The organism is Komagataeibacter rhaeticus, assembly GCF_003207855.1.
Lineage (GTDB): Bacteria > Pseudomonadota > Alphaproteobacteria > Acetobacterales > Acetobacteraceae > Komagataeibacter > Komagataeibacter rhaeticus.
The window spans coordinates 137,367-154,861 of record NZ_NKTZ01000002.1 but is presented as its reverse complement, the minus strand read 5'-3'; the positions used below and the strand labels follow the sequence as shown (position 1 = coordinate 154,861).

At 66.0% G+C, this 17,495-nt stretch carries 16 protein-coding genes; 13 read left to right on the top strand and 3 right to left on the bottom strand.

Annotated elements, in window-relative coordinates:
* The first annotated feature begins 109 nt into the window (after nucleotides 1-109).
* The 12 genes from CFR78_RS02900 (at nucleotide 110) to CFR78_RS02850 (ending at nucleotide 13,901) form a co-directional block, all read left to right on the top strand.
* Nucleotides 110-697, top strand: coding sequence for a chemotaxis protein CheW (locus CFR78_RS02900; RefSeq protein WP_240471492.1), 588 nt, complete (start codon nucleotides 110-112; stop codon nucleotides 695-697).
* On the top strand, nucleotides 697-1,947 hold the full coding sequence (locus tag CFR78_RS02895; protein ID WP_258365858.1) for a CheR family methyltransferase: 1,251 nt from the start codon (nucleotides 697-699) through the stop codon (nucleotides 1,945-1,947). The genes CFR78_RS02900 and CFR78_RS02895 overlap by 1 nt, the downstream gene beginning before the upstream one ends.
* On the top strand, nucleotides 1,948-2,085 hold the full coding sequence (locus tag CFR78_RS16540; protein WP_258365857.1) for a hypothetical protein: 138 nt from the start codon (nucleotides 1,948-1,950) through the stop codon (nucleotides 2,083-2,085).
* The gene (locus tag CFR78_RS02890; RefSeq protein ID WP_007399728.1) at nucleotides 2,082-2,615 is read left to right on the top strand and encodes a chemotaxis protein CheW; all 534 of its coding nucleotides are present in this window, start codon (nucleotides 2,082-2,084) and stop codon (nucleotides 2,613-2,615) included. The genes CFR78_RS16540 and CFR78_RS02890 overlap by 4 nt, the downstream gene beginning before the upstream one ends.
* A gap of 6 nt (nucleotides 2,616-2,621) precedes the next feature.
* Nucleotides 2,622-4,304 carry a methyl-accepting chemotaxis protein gene (locus CFR78_RS02885; protein ID WP_034933052.1) on the top strand — a complete coding sequence of 561 codons (1,683 nt, stop codon included), beginning with the start codon at nucleotides 2,622-2,624 and terminating at the stop codon, nucleotides 4,302-4,304.
* Nucleotides 4,305-4,314: 10 nt separating this feature from the next.
* Nucleotides 4,315-6,423 carry a hybrid sensor histidine kinase/response regulator gene (locus CFR78_RS02880; protein WP_007399730.1) on the top strand — a complete coding sequence of 703 codons (2,109 nt, stop codon included), beginning with the start codon at nucleotides 4,315-4,317 and terminating at the stop codon, nucleotides 6,421-6,423.
* Complete coding sequence (cheB, locus tag CFR78_RS02875; protein ID WP_007399731.1) at nucleotides 6,420-7,505, top strand: chemotaxis-specific protein-glutamate methyltransferase CheB; 1,086 nt, start codon at nucleotides 6,420-6,422, stop codon at nucleotides 7,503-7,505. The genes CFR78_RS02880 and cheB overlap by 4 nt, the downstream gene beginning before the upstream one ends.
* A gap of 9 nt (nucleotides 7,506-7,514) precedes the next feature.
* Nucleotides 7,515-9,374 carry a response regulator gene (locus CFR78_RS02870; protein ID WP_110580978.1) on the top strand — a complete coding sequence of 620 codons (1,860 nt, stop codon included), beginning with the start codon at nucleotides 7,515-7,517 and terminating at the stop codon, nucleotides 9,372-9,374.
* Between the two features lie 38 nt (nucleotides 9,375-9,412).
* Nucleotides 9,413-11,362 (top strand): response regulator, encoded by a 1,950-nt coding sequence (locus tag CFR78_RS02865; RefSeq protein WP_110580977.1) that lies wholly within the window; start codon nucleotides 9,413-9,415, stop codon nucleotides 11,360-11,362.
* 77 nt (nucleotides 11,363-11,439) lie between these two features.
* Nucleotides 11,440-12,033 carry an ATP-dependent protease subunit HslV gene (hslV, locus tag CFR78_RS02860; RefSeq protein WP_034933396.1) on the top strand — a complete coding sequence of 198 codons (594 nt, stop codon included), beginning with the start codon at nucleotides 11,440-11,442 and terminating at the stop codon, nucleotides 12,031-12,033.
* Complete coding sequence (hslU, locus tag CFR78_RS02855; protein ID WP_034933043.1) at nucleotides 12,033-13,346, top strand: ATP-dependent protease ATPase subunit HslU; 1,314 nt, start codon at nucleotides 12,033-12,035, stop codon at nucleotides 13,344-13,346. The genes hslV and hslU overlap by 1 nt, the downstream gene beginning before the upstream one ends.
* 105 nt (nucleotides 13,347-13,451) lie before the next feature.
* Nucleotides 13,452-13,901, top strand: a complete 450-nt coding sequence (locus CFR78_RS02850) for a SufE family protein (protein ID WP_007399736.1) — start codon at nucleotides 13,452-13,454, stop codon at nucleotides 13,899-13,901.
* Between the two features lie 141 nt (nucleotides 13,902-14,042).
* Here the strand turns inward: CFR78_RS02850 and CFR78_RS02845 are convergent, their stop codons facing one another.
* Both CFR78_RS02845 and hpnR read right to left on the bottom strand, forming a co-directional pair.
* On the bottom strand, nucleotides 14,043-14,252 hold the full coding sequence (locus tag CFR78_RS02845; protein WP_007399737.1) for a heavy-metal-associated domain-containing protein: 210 nt from the start codon (nucleotides 14,250-14,252) through the stop codon (nucleotides 14,043-14,045).
* Between the two features lie 383 nt (nucleotides 14,253-14,635).
* Nucleotides 14,636-16,180 carry a hopanoid C-3 methylase HpnR gene (hpnR, locus tag CFR78_RS02840; RefSeq protein ID WP_034933041.1) on the bottom strand — a complete coding sequence of 515 codons (1,545 nt, stop codon included), beginning with the start codon at nucleotides 16,178-16,180 and terminating at the stop codon, nucleotides 14,636-14,638.
* 398 nt (nucleotides 16,181-16,578) lie between these two features.
* Between hpnR and CFR78_RS02835 the strand changes: the two genes are divergently transcribed.
* The gene (locus CFR78_RS02835; RefSeq protein ID WP_007399742.1) at nucleotides 16,579-16,893 is read left to right on the top strand and encodes a hypothetical protein; all 315 of its coding nucleotides are present in this window, start codon (nucleotides 16,579-16,581) and stop codon (nucleotides 16,891-16,893) included.
* Nucleotides 16,894-16,932: 39 nt separating this feature from the next.
* On the opposite strand, the gene CFR78_RS02830 is transcribed toward CFR78_RS02835, so the two are convergent.
* Nucleotides 16,933-17,493, bottom strand: a complete 561-nt coding sequence (locus CFR78_RS02830) for an HNH endonuclease (protein WP_007399743.1) — start codon at nucleotides 17,491-17,493, stop codon at nucleotides 16,933-16,935.
* Nucleotides 17,494-17,495: the final 2 nt, after the last annotated feature.

The window sequence follows — 17,495 nt, the reverse complement described above, 5'->3', positions numbered from 1 at the left end:
TGGGGCAGCTTCCCCGGATTGTAGGAAATGCATTCCAGACCGAGGTAGCGATGGCTTGTATTAAATGCAAACTTCTGCCTTGTGGATATGACAAACAGCAGGTTGCGCCATGCCGATGGATCACGCCACGCCACAGCCGGACAGGGGATGCAGGCCAGCCTGCGGGGGCATGCCGCCGCTTGTCGTCTTCCGTGTGGGCACCCGGCGCTATGGCCTGCCCGCGGGGCTGGCGGTGCGCGAATGCATGCCGGTGCCCGAACTGTTGCCGCTGGCGGTGGAAATGCCCCATATATCGGGCTGTTTCCGGCTGGGTGCGGCCATGGTGGGGGTGCTTGACATGGGGGTGCTGCTGGGCGTGCGCGCGCAGGCGGTGCGGGCGCCGGCCGACCTGCTGCACCGCGCGCTGCTGCTGTGCAACCTGCCCGGGGGCGGTGGCGTGGGACTGGTGGTGGACGCGGCGGAGGATGTGATCCGGCCCGACGGCGGCATGCGCGCGGTGGTTGACGGCAGGCTGGAGGCGGCAGAGGGTGCTGGGCGGGAACTGGAACTGGCGGACGGGAACATTGCCTTCATGCTGCGCATGACCGACATCGTGAATGACGGGGAACGGCTCCGGCTGGACAGTCTTGTGGCCCGGACCCGCCGGCGCGAGGCCCTGTGGGCCGGTGATGAAGACGCGGCCCCGGACGCCCGGTGATGAGTACGCCCCCTGCCTTCCCCCCCGCAGGGCTGCGCAAGCTGCTGGGCACGATAACCCGGCGCACCGGCCTGCACTACTATACCGACAAGACGGACCTGCTGGAGGACATGGTGGGGGTCCGCATGCGCCTGCATGGCTGCCGGACCTGCCATGACTACCTTGCCATGCTGGCCGATGGCGCGCGGGGGGACGCGGAATGGCGGGAACTGGAATCCATCCTGACCATAGGGGAGACCTTCTTCTTCCGCTATGCCGAGCAGTTCGCGGCACTGGAACATACCATCCTGCCCGCCCTGGTCCGCCGCGCGCGGGTGACGCGCCACCTGCGGATATGGAGCATCGGCTGCTCCAACGGGGCGGAACCCTATTCCATCGCCATCCTGCTTGCGCGCCTGCTGGCGGACGCCGGGCTGGAGACACAGGCATGGCATGTCGAGATCCTGGGCACCGACATCAGCACCCGCGCGCTTGAGCAGGCCCGCCAGGCCGAATTCAGCGCCTGGACCCTGCGCGATATCGATGCCGCCCGGCGCGCGGCATGGTTCGTGCCCGTCACCCCGCGCCTGTGGCGGCTGCACGAGCGCTACCGGCGCATGGTCACCTTCCGCTACAGCAACGTGCTGGACATGCTGCGCCCCGATGGCGGCCCCGCAGGCCCGTTTGACCTGATCCTGTGCCGTAACGTCCTGATCTATTTCGCCCAGGCTCAGGCCACCGCCCTGGTCCACGCCATGGCGGCCCGCCTTGCCCCGCAGGGCTGGCTGCTGCTGGGGCATTCGGAGCCGGTAACCGATTTCACGCCCTGGCTTGATACCGTGCGCCTGCCCGGCACGCTGGCGTTCCGCGCGCCCGTGCCGGATGCGGGCAGGGCTGCCGTCCCCTCCCGCCTCTCCGCTGTCCGCCGCCCGCCCGCGCGCATGGACACGCCCCCGTGCCTTGTCGTGGATGACAGTGTGGCGGTTGATTCTGTCCCGGTTGCCAACGCCATCCGCCGTACGGCCGATGACGGCCATGTGACGCGGGCCATGCAGATGTGCCGGGACCACCTTGCCCGCCATCCGGTTGATGCGCGCATCCACTTCCTGTTCGCGGTGCTGGCATGGGGCGAGGGCTGTCTCGCGCAGGCGGAGGAATCGTTCCGCCGGGTCATATATCTGTGCCGGGACCATGTCATGGCGCGCTGCTACCTGGCACGCCTGTTGGAGGACGCGGGCGCGCGGGCGGAAGCGCGGCGCATCCGCCAGTAGATGGTGGCGTTGGTCCGGCGCTGCGCGCCAGAGGCGGTACTGCCCGAGGGCGACGGGCTGACGGCGGGCGGCCTGCTGCGCCTGATAAGCCATATGGATGACGCCCGGCCACCCAGCCGGGCCAGGGTCCCCTCATGACAGGGGAGCGTGCGGCGGCGGATGCGCGGGACGCCTTTGCCCGGCGCGTGCTGCATGAGCGCGCGCGTGCTCTGGCCAGCCGTGCGCCCGCGGGCCGGCAGGCGGTACCACGCCGTCCGCTGATCATGGTGGATGTGGCCGACCAGCCCTGCGGGGTGGACCTGCATGCCGTGCTGCGCGTGACCGACCCGGTCTGGAACGACATGCCGCGCCGGCCCGACTGCCCGCCCGGCGTGCAGGGGGTGCATGGCTATCAGGGCGACCTGTACACCGTGTTCGACCTGTCGGTGCTGCTGGGAGGGGGGCGGCTGGAAAAACCGGGGGTCATGCTGCTGCTGCGCTCGGTTTCCAGCATTCCGCTGGGGCGCATAGCCCTGCTGGCCACGTCGGCCGCGGGTACGGTGGAAATTACCGGCACGCCCATAGCGCTTACCCCATCGGGCCTGCCGCAGGCCAGCCTGCCCGATGGCCGCCGCCTGACCGTAATCGATCCTGCCCGCCTGTTCTCTTCCCGTTATGTCGGAGTGTGAAGTCCCGTGACAATCGCCAATCGCCTGCTGTTCGGTTTCATGGTCGGGGTGCTGCTGCTGGTGTCGCTGGGCATCTATGCGCTGGGGCAGATCCGCGAAGTACGGGACGAGATGACCATCATCGTCACCCGTGACCTGTCGGTCTATCGTGAACTGACGCATATCCGCGCGAACGAGAATGACCTCGTGGCCCGCCGCCTGGCCATCCTTGCGCATTATTACGCGCATGATTTCGAAGGCGCGCCCGCCATGCTGGAAGATGCCATTGCCAGCTGGAACGAAAAGGCGCGTGAGGCCGATGGCCTGCTGGCTGGCGTGCTGTCGCGCGCGGAGGAAGCCGGCCGCCTTGCCCGCAGCGATGACCAGCGCGAGATGTTCAACACGGTGGCCAGCCAGCTGCGCGACATTTCCGGCCAGTTCCAGATGGACACCCACGGCGCGGGCCTGCTGTTCCAGGCCATCCGCGCGGGCAGTGACCCCAGCGTGCGCGAACAGGCATCGCGCATAGACAGCCGTGAACAGTCGATCGACCTGCTGGTGGGGCGCGCGGCCTCGCTGCTGGACCATGGCGTGCAGGTGGCCGAAACGCAGGGGGCGGCGTCGTATGACTACAGCCGCCGTTCGCTGGCCATCGGCATGGGGCTGGCGGTGGTGGTGGCGCTGATCGTAACCTTCTGGACCCGGCGGTCGATCATGGAGCCGATCTCGTCCATCATGCATGTGATGGAGCGCGTGGGGCAGGGCGACCTTGCCACCCGCGCCAAGGTGGGTGGCATGGGCGAGGAACGTGACGAGGTGGCCCGCCTTGCCGCGGGGCTTAACCGCATGATTGACGGCCTGCGCGAGATCGCGCGCCAGAGCGGGGAGGTGACGCAGAACCTGGACGCCGCCGTGGCCGAAATCCGTGCCTCCACCCAGCAGCAGGCCGCAAGTGTGGAGGAACAGTTCGCCGCGGTCCAGGAAACGGCGGCCACGGTGGATGAGATCACCCATTCCGGCGCCCAGATCAGCAAGCGCGCGCGTGAGGTCATCTCCTCCGCCGAGGTGATCGTCCACAGCTCGGCCAGCGGGCTGGAAGCGGTGGAGGAAACCGCGCGCGCCATGGCCTATACCCATGACGGCGCGGAAGCCGTGGCGTCGAACATCGTCGCCCTGTCCGAACGGACCGAGGCGATCAGCGAGATCATCGCCGCGGTCAATGACCTGTCGGAGCGTTCGCACCTGCTTGCACTCAATGCCGCGATCGAGGCGGCGGCGGCGGGCGAGCATGGCCGGTCCTTCGCCGTGGTCGCGGCCGAGATGAAGATCCTGGCCGACCAGTCGCGCGATGCGACCCAGAACGTGCGCGCCATACTGGGTGACATCCAGCGCGGCATCAACACTTCGGTCATGCTGACGGAAGAGGCGGTCAAGCGCGTTTCCGCGGGCAAGGAACGGACCGACATCGCCTACCGCACCATCGAGCGCATGACCGGCGGCATAGAGGAAGGGGTGAATGCCTTCCAGCAGATCGTGGCCTCGACCAACCAGCAGCAGATCGGCATCGAACAGGTCATGACCGCGCTGCAGAGCATCCGTCAGGCCAGCCAGCAGACATCGGCGGGAACCCGCAACCTGGAAGTCTCGGCCAGCAACCTTGGCAAGCTGTCCAAGCAGCTGCTGACCATCTCCGCGCGCTACCGGACCTGACGGCGGCGTTGTGGAGAACCTGCGCGAAGAACTTCTGGCGGTATTCGATGCGGAATACCGTGACCACCTGCGTGCCATCCGCGCCATCGTGGCGCAGGGCGGCCCGGACGGGCAGGGGCTGGCGGAAATCTTCCGCCGTATCCATTCGCTCAAGGGGGCGGCGCGCGCGGTGGAACTGCCGGTGGTGGAAGGGGTGGCCCATGCGCTGGAAAACCGCCTGTCCACCCTGCTTGCCACGCACGCCACGGCGGGGGAGGCTGACTGCCGCGCCATAACCGACACGCTGGACGAGATCGACCTGCTCATGGCCTCTGCGGCCACGGACGGGCATGCGCCGGAAACCCCTGCCGCCCCGGCTGAAAACCCGGCCTATGTGCAGGTGCCCGTGGCCCGGCTGGATGCGCTGGCCACGGCGGTGCATGATCTTCTGTCGGTGGCTGACCGGCAGGAACGGCTGTGGGCACAGGTCATGGACCTGCTGGCGGATTCGCGCGCGGTGATGCACGCCCCCGAACGCATGCGCGCCGACCCGGTGGCCGAATTCGCGCGCATGACCCGCAGGCTCATGGCGGTGGGGCGCGAGCGTGAACTCATGGCGGGCCAGATTGATCGTGCCCTGCTGCGGCTGGGGGAGGAAGTGCATGCCGTGACCCTGGTCCCCGCGGGCAGCGTGTTCGGCTCCCTTGCCGCCATGGCGCGCAGCATCGCGCGTGAGCATGGCGGGCCGGAAGGGGGGGTGGACGTGCATATGCACGGCATGGATGTCCAGACCGAGCGGCGCGTGATGCAGGCGCTGCGCGACCCGGTGCTGCACCTTGTGCGCAACGCCATCGTGCATGGGCACGAGACCCGTGCCCGGCGGCTGAAGGCTGGCAAGTCCGAACGGCTCAACATCACCATTGCCGTCACCCTGACCGGCGTGCGGCTGCAGGTTGCGGTCAGTGATGACGGGCGCGGGCCGGACCTGCGCGCCATCGCGGCCCGGGCGGCGGGGCAGGGGCTGGTGCATGCCGATGCGCCGCTTGATGCCCGCCAGCTTCTGGCGCGCGTGTTCGAGCCGGGTTTTTCCACGCGCGGGCAGGCGGATACCCTGGCCGGGCGCGGGGTTGGCCTGTCGGTGGTGGCCGAAGCCGCGCGCGCGCTGCACGGCACCGTGCGCATGGAGCAGCGCCAGCCCGCGGGCACCACCGTGACCCTGACCGTGCCCGTCTCCCAGCGCCAGCGCACCGTGCTGCTGGTGGAAAACGCGGGCCAGACCATTGGCCTGCCCGGCCGCGTGATCCGCCACCTGCTGCGTGTGCGGCGTGACGAGATCCGCCAGCTCAACAACATGCCCTTTGCCGTGGTGCCCCACCCGCCCGATGGCGCGCGCGCCGCCCCGCGCCCGGCGGAACGCGGGGAAGAAGAACTGGTGCCCCTTGTGCCCCTGCGGGCCTTCGTGGGGGAGGAGGATGCGCCACTGCCCGTACGCGATGGCGCGGTAAGCGTGGCGGTAATGGAAGTGGGCGGCGTGCGCTGCGGCTTCGCGGTGGAGCGCATGCTGGACGTGCGCACGCTGCTGGTGTCCGACGCCACGGCGGTGGGGCTGGATAGCGAACTGGTGCCCGGCATCGCCTGGCCACGGGAGGACCAGCCGGTGTTCATCATCAGCCCCGACCGGCTGTTCGCGCGCTGGCGCCTGCGCGGCGCGGGGGGCGGTGTGCGCTTCAGTGACGGGGAAGGCCCGACACCGGTGGCCGCCCAGCGCCATGCCCCGCTGGTGATGGTGGTCGATGACTCGATCACGACCCGGACATTGCAGAAAACGATCCTCCAGTCCCATGGTTATGATGTGTGCCTGGCGGTGGACGGGGAGGAGGCGCTGGGACTGCTCCAGCAGTCCTCGCGGCATGTGGATGTGGTGGTGACCGATGTTGAAATGCCGCGCATGGACGGGCTGGCGCTGCTGGCCGCGATGCGGGCGGACCCGCATCTGGCCGCCATTCCCGTTGTGCTCATGACATCACGCGATGATGGGGAGGACGTGCGCCGGGGCATGGAAGGCGGGGCGCGCGCCTACCTGACCAAGCAGAAATTCGACCAGGGGGAACTGATCGACACCATAAGGGGCCTGCTGTGAACGCGCCCCCCGCCCCGCGCCGCGTGCTGATCGTCGAGGATTCCGCCGTGCTGCGTCATCTGCTCATGCGCGTGGTGGCGGGCGATCCGCGGCTTGAACTGCTGGAGGCGGTGGAAACGGCGGAGGAGGCGCTGCGCCTTGTGCCCCGCCTGCGGCCCGATGTGATCTCGATGGATATCTGCCTGCCCGGCATGGACGGGCTGGAGGCCACGCGGCAGATCATGGCGCATTTTCCCACCCCCATCGTGATCGTAAGCGATACGCTGGGCGGGCAGTCCACCCATGTCTCCATGAACGCGCTGCGCTCGGGTGCGCTTTCGGTCATGGAAAAGCCGCAGGGCCTGTCGGGGGCGGCGGGTGCCGCCATGGCACAGGGCATTGCCACCCAGCTTTACATCATGAGTCAGGTGCCGGTGATCCGCCGCCGCCTGATGGAGGCCGAGCCCTTCCGCCACAAGGGCATGTGGGCGCGCCCGCTGGCCATCCATCCGCGCATTCTCGCCATGGCGGCATCCACCGGCGGTCCCACCGCCTTTGCCCGCGTGCTGGGGGACCTGCCGGCGGATTTCGGGCTGCCGGTGGTGCTGGTGCAGCATATGGGGGCGGCCTTCATGGAAGGCTTTGCCCAGTGGCTGGACCAGCAGGTGACGCTGCCGGTGGTGCTGGCGCGGCATGGCATGATGCTGGAGCGTGGCCGCGTGCTGGTGGCGCCGGGCAACCAGCACATGACGGTCGGCACGCGCGGCGAGGTCGTGCTGCATGACGGCCCCCCCGTGCAGGGGCAGCGGCCATCGGCGGATGTGCTGTTTTCCTCCATCGCACGGGTCTTTGGCGGTGACGGGCTGGGCGTGCTGCTGACCGGCATGGGCGAGGACGGGGTCGAGGGGCTGGGCCGCATCCGCGCGTGCGGCGGCTACACGATTGTCGAGGACCGCAGCACCGCCGTCATCCACGGCATGCCCGGCGCCGCCGAACGCGCGGGTGCGGCCTGCATAAGCCTGCCGGTGCATGAAATCGCCCCGCATATTCTCCGGATCATGGCCGGCAGCCCGATCCCGACCGAAGGACCATCCCAGCCATGAGCCAGCCCCATGCCACCTGCTGAGCACGAGGACCATCCCGACACCCTGCTGCTGGTCGAGGATTCCGATACACAGGCCCTGCGCATCCGCCGCATGCTCGAAGGCCACGGCTTTCACGTCCATCGCGTGGCCAGTGGCGAGGAAGCGCTGGATACGCTGGATGCCCGCCTGCCGGGGCTGGTGATTGCCGACTACCACCTGCCGGGCATGAACGGGGGCCAGCTTGCCCGCCAGCTGCGCATGAACGCGGTCACGCGCACGATCCCGGTGCTGATCCTGACGGAGGGGATCGAGCCCGGGCTGGAGCGCGAGGGGCTGGAAAGCGGGGCGGACGCCTATATTCCCAAATCGTCCGACCCGGCGCTGATTGTCCTGCGCATCCGCGCATTGCTGCGTGAACACGCGGCGCATGCGCCCCCGCTCCTGCCCGAGCGCATGTTCCGCCGCGCGCGCATCATGGTCATCGCCCCGGCCTCGCCCCGCCAGCAGGCGGTGCCCGAACTGATCGGGCAGCTGCGGCGTGACGGGCACATCGTCACCCTGTGCCCCGATCCGGCCCAGCTGGACCCCACGCTGCTGCATGATCCCGAGCATGTGCCCGACTGCGTGGTGATTGACCTGGCGTGCCGGGAATTCGACGGGCTGGAGGTCTGCCGCGTGCTGGATGAATGGCGGCAGGCGGATCTGCTGTCGGGCAACGTGCCGCTGCGCCTGCTGGGGGTGGATGGCGCGCCACGGGCCGATGCCCGCGAATTCGCCGCGCGCATGTTCGAGGCGGGGATCGATGATCTCGTCTCCCGCGATGTGGGGCCTGCGGCGCTGGCGCTGCGCATCCGCGTGCTGGTGCGGCGCAAGCTGCTTCAGGATGACGTACGCCGCATCGAGGTCGAGCGCCAGGCGCGTGAGATCGCGGTCAAGAGCGCGCGCGCCGAAGCCGCGGCCATCGCCTCGAAGGCCTCCCTGGCCGAAGCGCTGGAACAGGCCAACCGCGAACTGGCCGATGCCAACCGCAAGCTGATCGAAACCCAGGGCAAGCTGGTGCAGACCGCCAAGATGGCCTCGCTGGGTGAACTGGTGGCGGGCATCGCGCATGAGATCAACAACCCGCTGGCCTTCATCCTGGCGCACAAGGATACGGTGGCGCGCGGCCTTGCGCAGGTGATGGACATGGAGGCCGCCTGCACCGACCCCGACCATGCGGCGCGCGAGGCGGTGCTGACCAAGTGCCGTGACCGCGTGGGGTCGATGAACATGGGGCTGCGGCGCATCCAGAACCTTGTGCTCAACCTGCGCAAGTTCTCGCGGCTGGATGAAGGGCTGTTCCAGCTGATCGATGTGCCCGAGGCGCTGGAGACGGTCATGGCGCTGCTGACGCAGAAGCTGGGCAGCGGCATCGTGGTCCGGCGGCAGTACGAGGCCCCCGACCGGCTGTACTGCCAGGCGGCGCTGCTCAATCAGGTCATCATGAATATTATCAGCAATGCGGCTGATGCAATTCTTGCCGCCCAGCCTGATGATATGTCTGGTCGGGGCGGGATCGCGGAAGGGGAGATCAGTATCCACACATTCCTTGCGCATAATGCGGGCGGGCAGGACACCTACGTCTTTGTCATAACCGATACCGGTCCCGGCATCGCCCCCGCTGTGCAGGAGCGCATATTCGAACCGTTCTTCACCACCAAGCCCGTGGGGGCCGGCACCGGGCTGGGGCTGGCCATTGCCTATAGCGTGGTGCAGGCGCATCACGGCAGCCTGCAGGTGGGCAACGCCCCTGGCGGGGGCGCCCGCTTTACCATTTCCGTACCCTGGAATGCCGGGGCGGGGGCCGAAGGCCAGCCCGCGCCGCCGCCATCGGGGTCCATGCGCTGAGCATGCCACAGACCGCCGCGCAGGGAGTTTGCCGCGTGATGACTACAGACCCCGCAACACAGTCGCGCCCCGTCGTGCTGCTGGTGGATGACGAGGCCGAAATCCTTGTCGCCCTGACCGACCTGCTGGAAGATACCTTTACCGTCCTGTCCACCACATCCCCCACCGAGGCGCTGGACATCCTGGCCGCGCGCAACGATGTGGACGTGATCGTGTCCGACCAGCGCATGCCCGAGATGGGGGGCGACGTGATGCTGGCCCGCGCGCGCGCGCACAGCGACGCGCAGGCCATCCTGCTGACCGGCTATGCCGATATCGGCGCGGTGGCGGCGGCGCTCAACCAGGGGCGGATCTCGTTCTATTCCCACAAGCCATGGGACCCGGACGCCCTGCGCGCCATGATCGTGCAGGCGGCGGATTACCACCGGCTGGAGCGCGAACTGCGCACCGAGCGCATGCTGCTCCATGGCCTGCTGGACAATCTGCGCTCGGGCCTTGGCTTCAAGGACGCGCAGGGCCGCTTCATCCGCATCAACCAGCAGGCGGCGGATTTCTATGGCCGTGACATCGCATCCTGCCTGGGCCGGACGGAGGAGGAACTGTGCGATGCCGACCTGCTGCCCGTGATCCGGGCGGCCCAGGGGCGCCTGCAGGCCGAAGGGCGCGATGAGGAAACCGTGGAAATGCCCGCCCACACCCGCGGCAGCGCACAGGGGCGGTGGCGCGAGATCACCCGCGTGGTACTGGGCGCGCTGGGTGATGGTTCGGCCTGTTCGGTCGTGATCAACCGCGACATCACCCGCCAGCAGGAAATGGCCGCCCGCCTGCGCCAGGCGGAAAAGATGCAGGCGCTGGGCACGCTGGCGGGCGGGATCGCGCATGATTTCAACAACCTGCTGACCGCCGTGCTCGGCTCGCTTGAACTGGTGCGCGACATGGGGGACGAAAGTGGCCCTGTGACGCGCCTGCTGGACAATGCTTCCGCCGCTGCCCAGCGCGGGGCCTCGCTTACGCGCAGGCTGCTCAATTTCAGCCGGCCGCGGGATCTCAGCCTGGAGCCGGTGGATGTGAACGCCCTGCTGCACGGCATGAAGGACCTGCTGGCGCAGACCGTTGTCTCGCGTCAGGGCAAGGGCGGGACGCCGTGTACGATTGTGGTGGATACCGCGACATCGGACGGGACGCTGCCGCCGGTCTGTACCGATGCGGGGCAACTGGAGCTTGCGGTGCTCAACCTGTGCATCAATGCGGTGGATGCCATGCCTGATGGCGGGGTGATCCGGGTTTCCACGGCGCTCAAGCGGGTAAAGGAAATCATTGCCGGCACCAATCTCGTGCCCGGTGAATATGTGATGGTATCGGTCACCGACCAGGGGGTCGGCATGTCGGCCGAGACACTGGCGCGCGTGTTCGAGCCGTTTTTCACCACCAAGGATGTGGGCCACGGCACCGGCCTGGGCCTGTCCATGATCTATGGCTTCATCCGCCATGTGGGGGGGGAGGTACAGGTACGCAGCCAGCCGGGCGAGGGCACGCGCGTTGACCTGTGCCTGCCGGTGCAGGCCGCGGCACCGGATGCCGCCCCCCCGGCCACGGCCCCCGTGGCCGCAAGAACGGGGGCGGGCGGACGCACGCTGCATGTGATGGTGGTGGATGACGAACCGGGCGTGCGGGCGGTGACGGTGGGCTTCCTGCGCGCGCGCGGTCATGATGTGGTGGAATACGCCAGTGGTGCGGACGCGGTGCGGGCGATGGAGCAGGGGCTGGGGCCGATCGATCTTGTGATCATGGATGTGATGATGCCGGGCATGGGCGGGCTGGAGACGGTGCATCACCTGCAGGCCCTGCGGCCCGGGCTGCGTGTGCTCTACCTGACCGGCTATGCCAATGCGGGCGCGCTGCCGGCCGGCAGCGCCAATGTCATGCACAAGCCGTTCACGCGCGCGGATCTTGCAGCCCATATCGACCGGATCATGAACCGCGCGTAACCGGGCGCGCAATGGTGGGGGCATCGTATGGGGCGTGCCCCCTTGTTCTGGCGGCAGAAGGTTTTATCTCTATCATCATGCAAGATTATCATTCATCTCCCCATGACCCGGTCGGGTGGCATGGTACGACCATCCTGTGCGTGCGGCGCGGCGGCCAGGTGGCCATGGCTGGCGATGGGCAGGTGACGCTGGGCGCCACCGTGATCAAGGGCAATGCCCGCAAGGTGCGCCGGATCGGGCCGACCGGGCAGATCCTGGCCGGTTTTGCCGGGGCCACGGCCGATGCCTTCACCCTGCTGGAGCGGCTGGAAAACAAGCTGGAACGCTACCCCAACCAGCTTGAGCGCGCCTGTGTCGAACTGGCCAAGGACTGGCGCACCGACCGCTACCTGCGCCGGCTGGAAGCCATGATGGCCGTGGCCGATGCCGAGCGCTCCTTTACCCTGACCGGCAATGGCGACGTGCTGGAACCCGAGGATGGCATCATCGCCATCGGCTCGGGCGGCAATTACGCACTGTCCGCCGCACGCGCCCTGCTGGGAATCGATGGCCTGTCTGCTGTCGATATCGCACGCCGGTCCATGAAGATCGCGGGCGATATCTGTGTGTACACCAACCATTCCGTGATTGTGGAAACACTGGGCACGGACGGGACAGGGGACGCTGCCTGATGGACATACCCAATCATTCCCCGCGCGAGATCGTGTCCGAACTCGACCGCTACATCATCGGCCAGACCGATGCCAAGCGCGCGGTGGCCATTGCGCTGCGCAACCGCTGGCGCCGTGCCCAGCTTACGGATGCCATGCGTGAGGAGGTCGTGCCCAAGAACATCCTCATGATCGGGCCGACGGGCTGCGGCAAGACCGAGATCGCCCGCCGTCTGGCCAGGCTGGCGCAGGCCCCGTTCCTGAAGGTCGAGGCCACCAAGTTTACCGAGGTGGGCTATGTCGGCCGCGATGTGGAAAGCATCGTACGCGATCTGGTCGAGGTCTCGATCAACATGCTGCGCGAACTGCGGCGCAGGGATGTGGAGGTCAAGGCGGAAGGGGCCGCCGAGAACATCCTGCTGGACGCGCTGGTGGGGGAGGGCGCTTCGGCCGAGACACGCAACAAGTTCCGCCGCATGCTGCGCGCGGGCGAGCTTGAGGGCAAGGAAGTCGAGATCTCGATTGCCGAGGGGGGCGGCCCGGCCCAGCCCGACATGTCCAGCATGACGCCGGGGGCCGTGATCAATTTCTCGGACATGATGAAGGGCTTCATGAACCGCATGCCGCAGCAGAAGCGCATGACGGTGGCCGAGGCCCGTGCCGCGCTGACCCGTCAGGAAGCGGACAAGATGCTCGATACCGAAGCCCTGACGCGTGAGGCCGTGGCCCATGCGCAGGACCATGGCATCGTGTTCCTGGACGAGATCGACAAGGTCTGTGCCCGTGCTTCCGAAGGGGGATCGCGCGGTGGCGATGTCTCGCGCGAAGGGGTACAGCGTGACCTGCTGCCGCTGATCGAGGGGACGACGGTCTCCACCAAATACGGCCCGGTGCGCACGGATCATATCCTGTTCATCGCATCGGGTGCGTTCCATATCGCCAAGCCGTCCGACCTGCTGCCCGAACTGCAGGGGCGGTTGCCCATCCGTGTGGAACTGGCGTCACTGACGCGCGATGACCTGCGTCGTATCCTGACCGAGCCGGAACATTCCCTGCTCCAGCAGTATATCGCCCTGCTGGGCACGGAAAAGGTCACCCTGTCCTTTACCGATGCCGCGATCGACGCGCTGGCGGAACTGGCGGCCGATATCAATGAACGGGTGGAAAATATCGGCGCCCGCCGTCTGGCCACCGTGCTGGAGCGGCTGCTGGAATCGGTTTCCTTCACCGCGCCTGACCGCAGTGGCCAGAGTGTTGTGATCGATGCCGCCGATGTGCAGGAGAAGGTGGCGCCACTGGCCAGCAAGGGTGATCTGAGCCGCTTTATCCTGTAGGGAATGGCAGGTGCCCGCAGGGCCGCGCCGGATCGGGCGCGGCCTTTTGCGTTGGAAGGCCCGATCCGGCGGCGGCAGGCAGGCCCCGCGCGCGTTACAGGAAAGATGATGACCGACCCGTTTGTACAGCCCGAGGACGATACCGCCGCCGACGCCATTGCCGAAATCGGCGAGGAACTGGCCCTGTTTGATGACTGGATGCAGCGTTACCAGTACATCATCGAACTGGGGCGCAAGCTGCCGCCATTCCCGTCACAGTGGCAGGATGACGCCCACCGCGTGCCCGGCTGCCAGAGTCAGGTCTGGATGGAAGTCCAGCCGCGCGAGGGCAGGCTTTATCTGGCCGGGGCATCGGATGCGGCCATCGTGTCCGGTCTGGTGGCGCTGCTGCTGCGGGTCTATTCCGGCCGCAGCCGGGAGGAAATCCTGAATACGGACCCCGGCTTCCTGCGTGACCTGGGGCTGGTGCAGGCACTGTCCACCAACCGGGGCAACGGGGTGGAAGCCATGGCGCAGGCCATACGCAAGGCGGCTGCCGCCCTGCCTGCGCCATAAGGGGGGCAATCACCTGCCCCTCTGTGGCCGTCCCTCTGTGGCCTGTAAGGTGCAGGGGCGCTTCCGGGTATCGCTTTTCTGGAAACGGCGTCTCCCGGAAGCGTCTGTTTTTTCAGCAATATGCCGCTTTCAGGCCGCCGGTCAGTAACCGGCGTCGAAGCCCGCATCATCCACGGCGGCAAACAGGTCATCGACATTGGTGGAACGGCCGTCATAGGTCACCGTGGCGGTGCCCTTCTCCAGGGAGACCTGCACCATCGCAACCCCGTCCACGCCTTCCAGTGCATGGACAACCTTGGATGCGCATCCATCGCACGTCATGCCGCCTACGTTTATCGTTAATGTTTCCATGCTCTGAATGCCTTATTGCCTGCCGCAGCCTGATGGCTGCCTATGGTTGAAACATGTCCCAGCCTACACCAGAAAAGGGTGGGGAGGCCATCATTGCCGCCATCATGCGGGGAATGGGGCATGGGTGTTCCTGTTGGGAATTATCGCCCCTGATGTGATAATTCAGCCGTGTTCTGCCATGAAGGCTGCCATATATGCCCCCGGCGCCGTGTCCTGTCGGGGCATGCACCACATGGGCTGTGGCCCGGGGCCCTGCTGTGCAATCCATGCCGGACGCCGTTTTGTTCAAACTGCCTGCCGGCACATGGTTCCGGACCGGACCCAAAAAAAAGGCCGGTTGCACAGGCAACCGGCCTTTCCCTGACGGGCAGGATTTTTCTGGATCAGTCGACCGTGCTCATGCGGGTCTCATCCACGAACTTTTCGGTATCGTCATCCAGCTTGCGCGACTTGCGGCCGGCCGGGCCGTGAACATACAGCGTCTTGCGGTCAACCTTCTGCTCGCTGCCCTGCGGCTTGAGCGGCATTTCATATTCCGGCTTCTGCGCGTGATCGGCCATCTGCAGGTCGGGGTTGAAGACCGAGTTGAACTTCCAGATCATGGTCAGGAAGTTGGTCTGCCCGCGCAGCGCCAGGCGCAGGGCAATGCCCAGCGTATCCTTGATCGCGCTCCAGCCCAGATGCTTGTTGTTCAGGATCTGCTGGGTTTTCACCAGTTCCTCATAGAACTCGCGCAGCGGCAGGGTGGTGGGCATGACGGCATGCTGGATGTCGAACAGGCGATAGTCGCGCGTGGTCAGCTTGCGGGACTCGCTTTCCCAGATTTCCGTTCCGGGATAGGGGGTGGTGACGGAAATGTTCACGATATCGGGGATTTCAAGGCACCACTGGCGGATGACCTCGAAACGCTCCCGGTCCCATGACGGATCGGCGATCAGGTTGATGGCCACGATCAGGTCCAGCGAGCGGGCGTATTCCAGTGCTTCGAAATTGCGGTCCATCGACACGCGCTTGCGGAATCGCTTCAGCCCTTCGGCATCCACCGCTTCCAGCCCGATGAAGATGTAGCTCAGCCCGATCTCTTTCCACACCGCGAACACTTCCTTGTTGCGCAGCAGTACGTCGGCGCGGGTTTCAAGGTAGTATTCCTTCTTGATGTTCCGGCGCTTGACTTCCTCGGCGATGGCAAGGCCGTGTTCGGCATGCACGAAGGCCACGTCATCGACAATGAAGATGCCCGGTTCCTTGATTTCCTGCAGTTCCTCGCCAATCACCTTGGCGCTGGCGGTGCGGTAGGAGCGGCCATAGAACGTCCATGCGCTGCAGAACGTACAGTCCCACGGGCAGCCACGCGCGAATTCGATGGAGGCTGCGGGGTCCAGCGTGCCGATGAAGTATTTGCGGCGGTGGCGCAGCAGGTCGCGCGCGGGGCGGACTTCATCAAGGGATTCGACAAAGATCGGTGGCGGCCCTTCGCCATCCATGGTCACCACGCCGGGCACGGTGGTCAGGTCGCGCCCCTGTTCCCACGCTTCCAGCAGGGGACCTACGGTTGCATCCCCTTCACCCTTCAGCACGCAGTTGACCGCCCCTTCTGACAGGGCCAGCACGTCACGCGCGATGAACGAGATGGAATGCCCCCCCATGAACAGGAACACGTTGGGCAGGCGCCTGCGGGTTTCCTTGCACAGGTCGATGATCTCGGGAACATTGGCCAGGTAATTGCCCGAAAAGCAGATGGCATGCGGGCGGAAGCGTTCGATGCGTTCCCAGTAATCGGGGTGTTTCTCGACCTGCAGGTCGATGATTTCAACCTCATGTCCCTTGTTGCGCGCGGCACCGGCAACCAGTTCAAGCCCCAGCGGTTCAAGACGCAGGAAGACCTTCGTGTACATGAGCGAGCTTGGATGGACGGCCAGTAATCTCATTCTTTTACCTCAGGCATCGATGGGGACGGTAACAACGCGCGACATGCATTAGGCAATCTGGCGGCAAATTGACAGCCATGCGGGCAATGCATTCGTGTTTTTTATATATCACACATGATTTAGAAAAATTTAGAATAATGACAGAGGGTGGCAATATAAGGGGCATCTGTCACGTAAATCACGGTAATATCACCTATGCATTCAGATAATACCTGACGACGGCATGACTATAATTTCCTGCCGTGCATGTATTCTCTTCATGGCCATGGGCGGGGCCTGTGCTCTTTGCGTAAGCCACCCATGCATTCAGGACGCGGCAGGGCGCCTGCGGCTTCTTGTGCCCTATCACAACGGGCACTTTCGTGGCAGTGTCGCTGCGCTGAAGCTACGGGGTCGAAATGAAGCTCAAGATCGTGGAAAAACTGCCTGCCCGGCTCGGGCTGCTGGCATGCGGGCTGGTGGTGCTGGGTGGCTGCACGGCCGAAATCGGGCGCAAGCCGTTCGAAAGCGATGTGAAGTGCCTGCGTGAGCAGCTGGGCACCACGATGCAGCTCAGTTTCCCCCTTGCCGCCAACACCTGCCAGCGGATGAGCGACCACAACTTCATCTTCGGCTCGAAAAAAAAGAAGGCCGAGCCGCTGCCGCTCAACCTGCGCGGCGCGCCCGACCTGCAGAAGATGGCCGATGAATACGGCTATAGCTACACAAGATAGCGTGTCCGCCGCTGCCCGCGTCCCGCGCGGGCGCGGGGTTCAGTTTTCCAGCTCGGTATCCCAGTACAGATAGTCGCGCCAGCTTTCGTGCAGGTAATTGGGGGGGAAGGCACGCCCGTTTTCCTGCAGCCTGCGGCTGGTGGGGCGCATGGGCGTGCGGTCGGGATACATGCGGATCTCATGTGGCATGTACGATCCCTTGATCAGGTTGCACGGGCTGCATGCGGTCACGACATTTTCCCAGCTTGTCCGCCCGCCCTTGCTGCGCGGGATGACGTGGTCGAACGTCAGTTCCTGCGTGGGGAAGCGGGTGTTGCAGTACTGGCAGGAAAAATTGTCGCGCAGGAAAACGTTGAAGCGGGTAAAGGCGGGCTTGCGCGCGGCCGGAATATAGTCTTTCAGCGCAATGACGCTGGGCAGGCGCAGGCTGTGGCTGGGGGAGTGGACGATGGTGTCGTATTCGCTCAGCACCGATACACGTTCAAGCCATACGGCGCGCACCGCGTCCTGCCATGACCATAGCGAGAGCGGGAAATAGGAGAGTGGCCTGAAATCGGCATTCAGGACCAGGGCAGGCAGGTATTGACTGTCACAAGGCACAG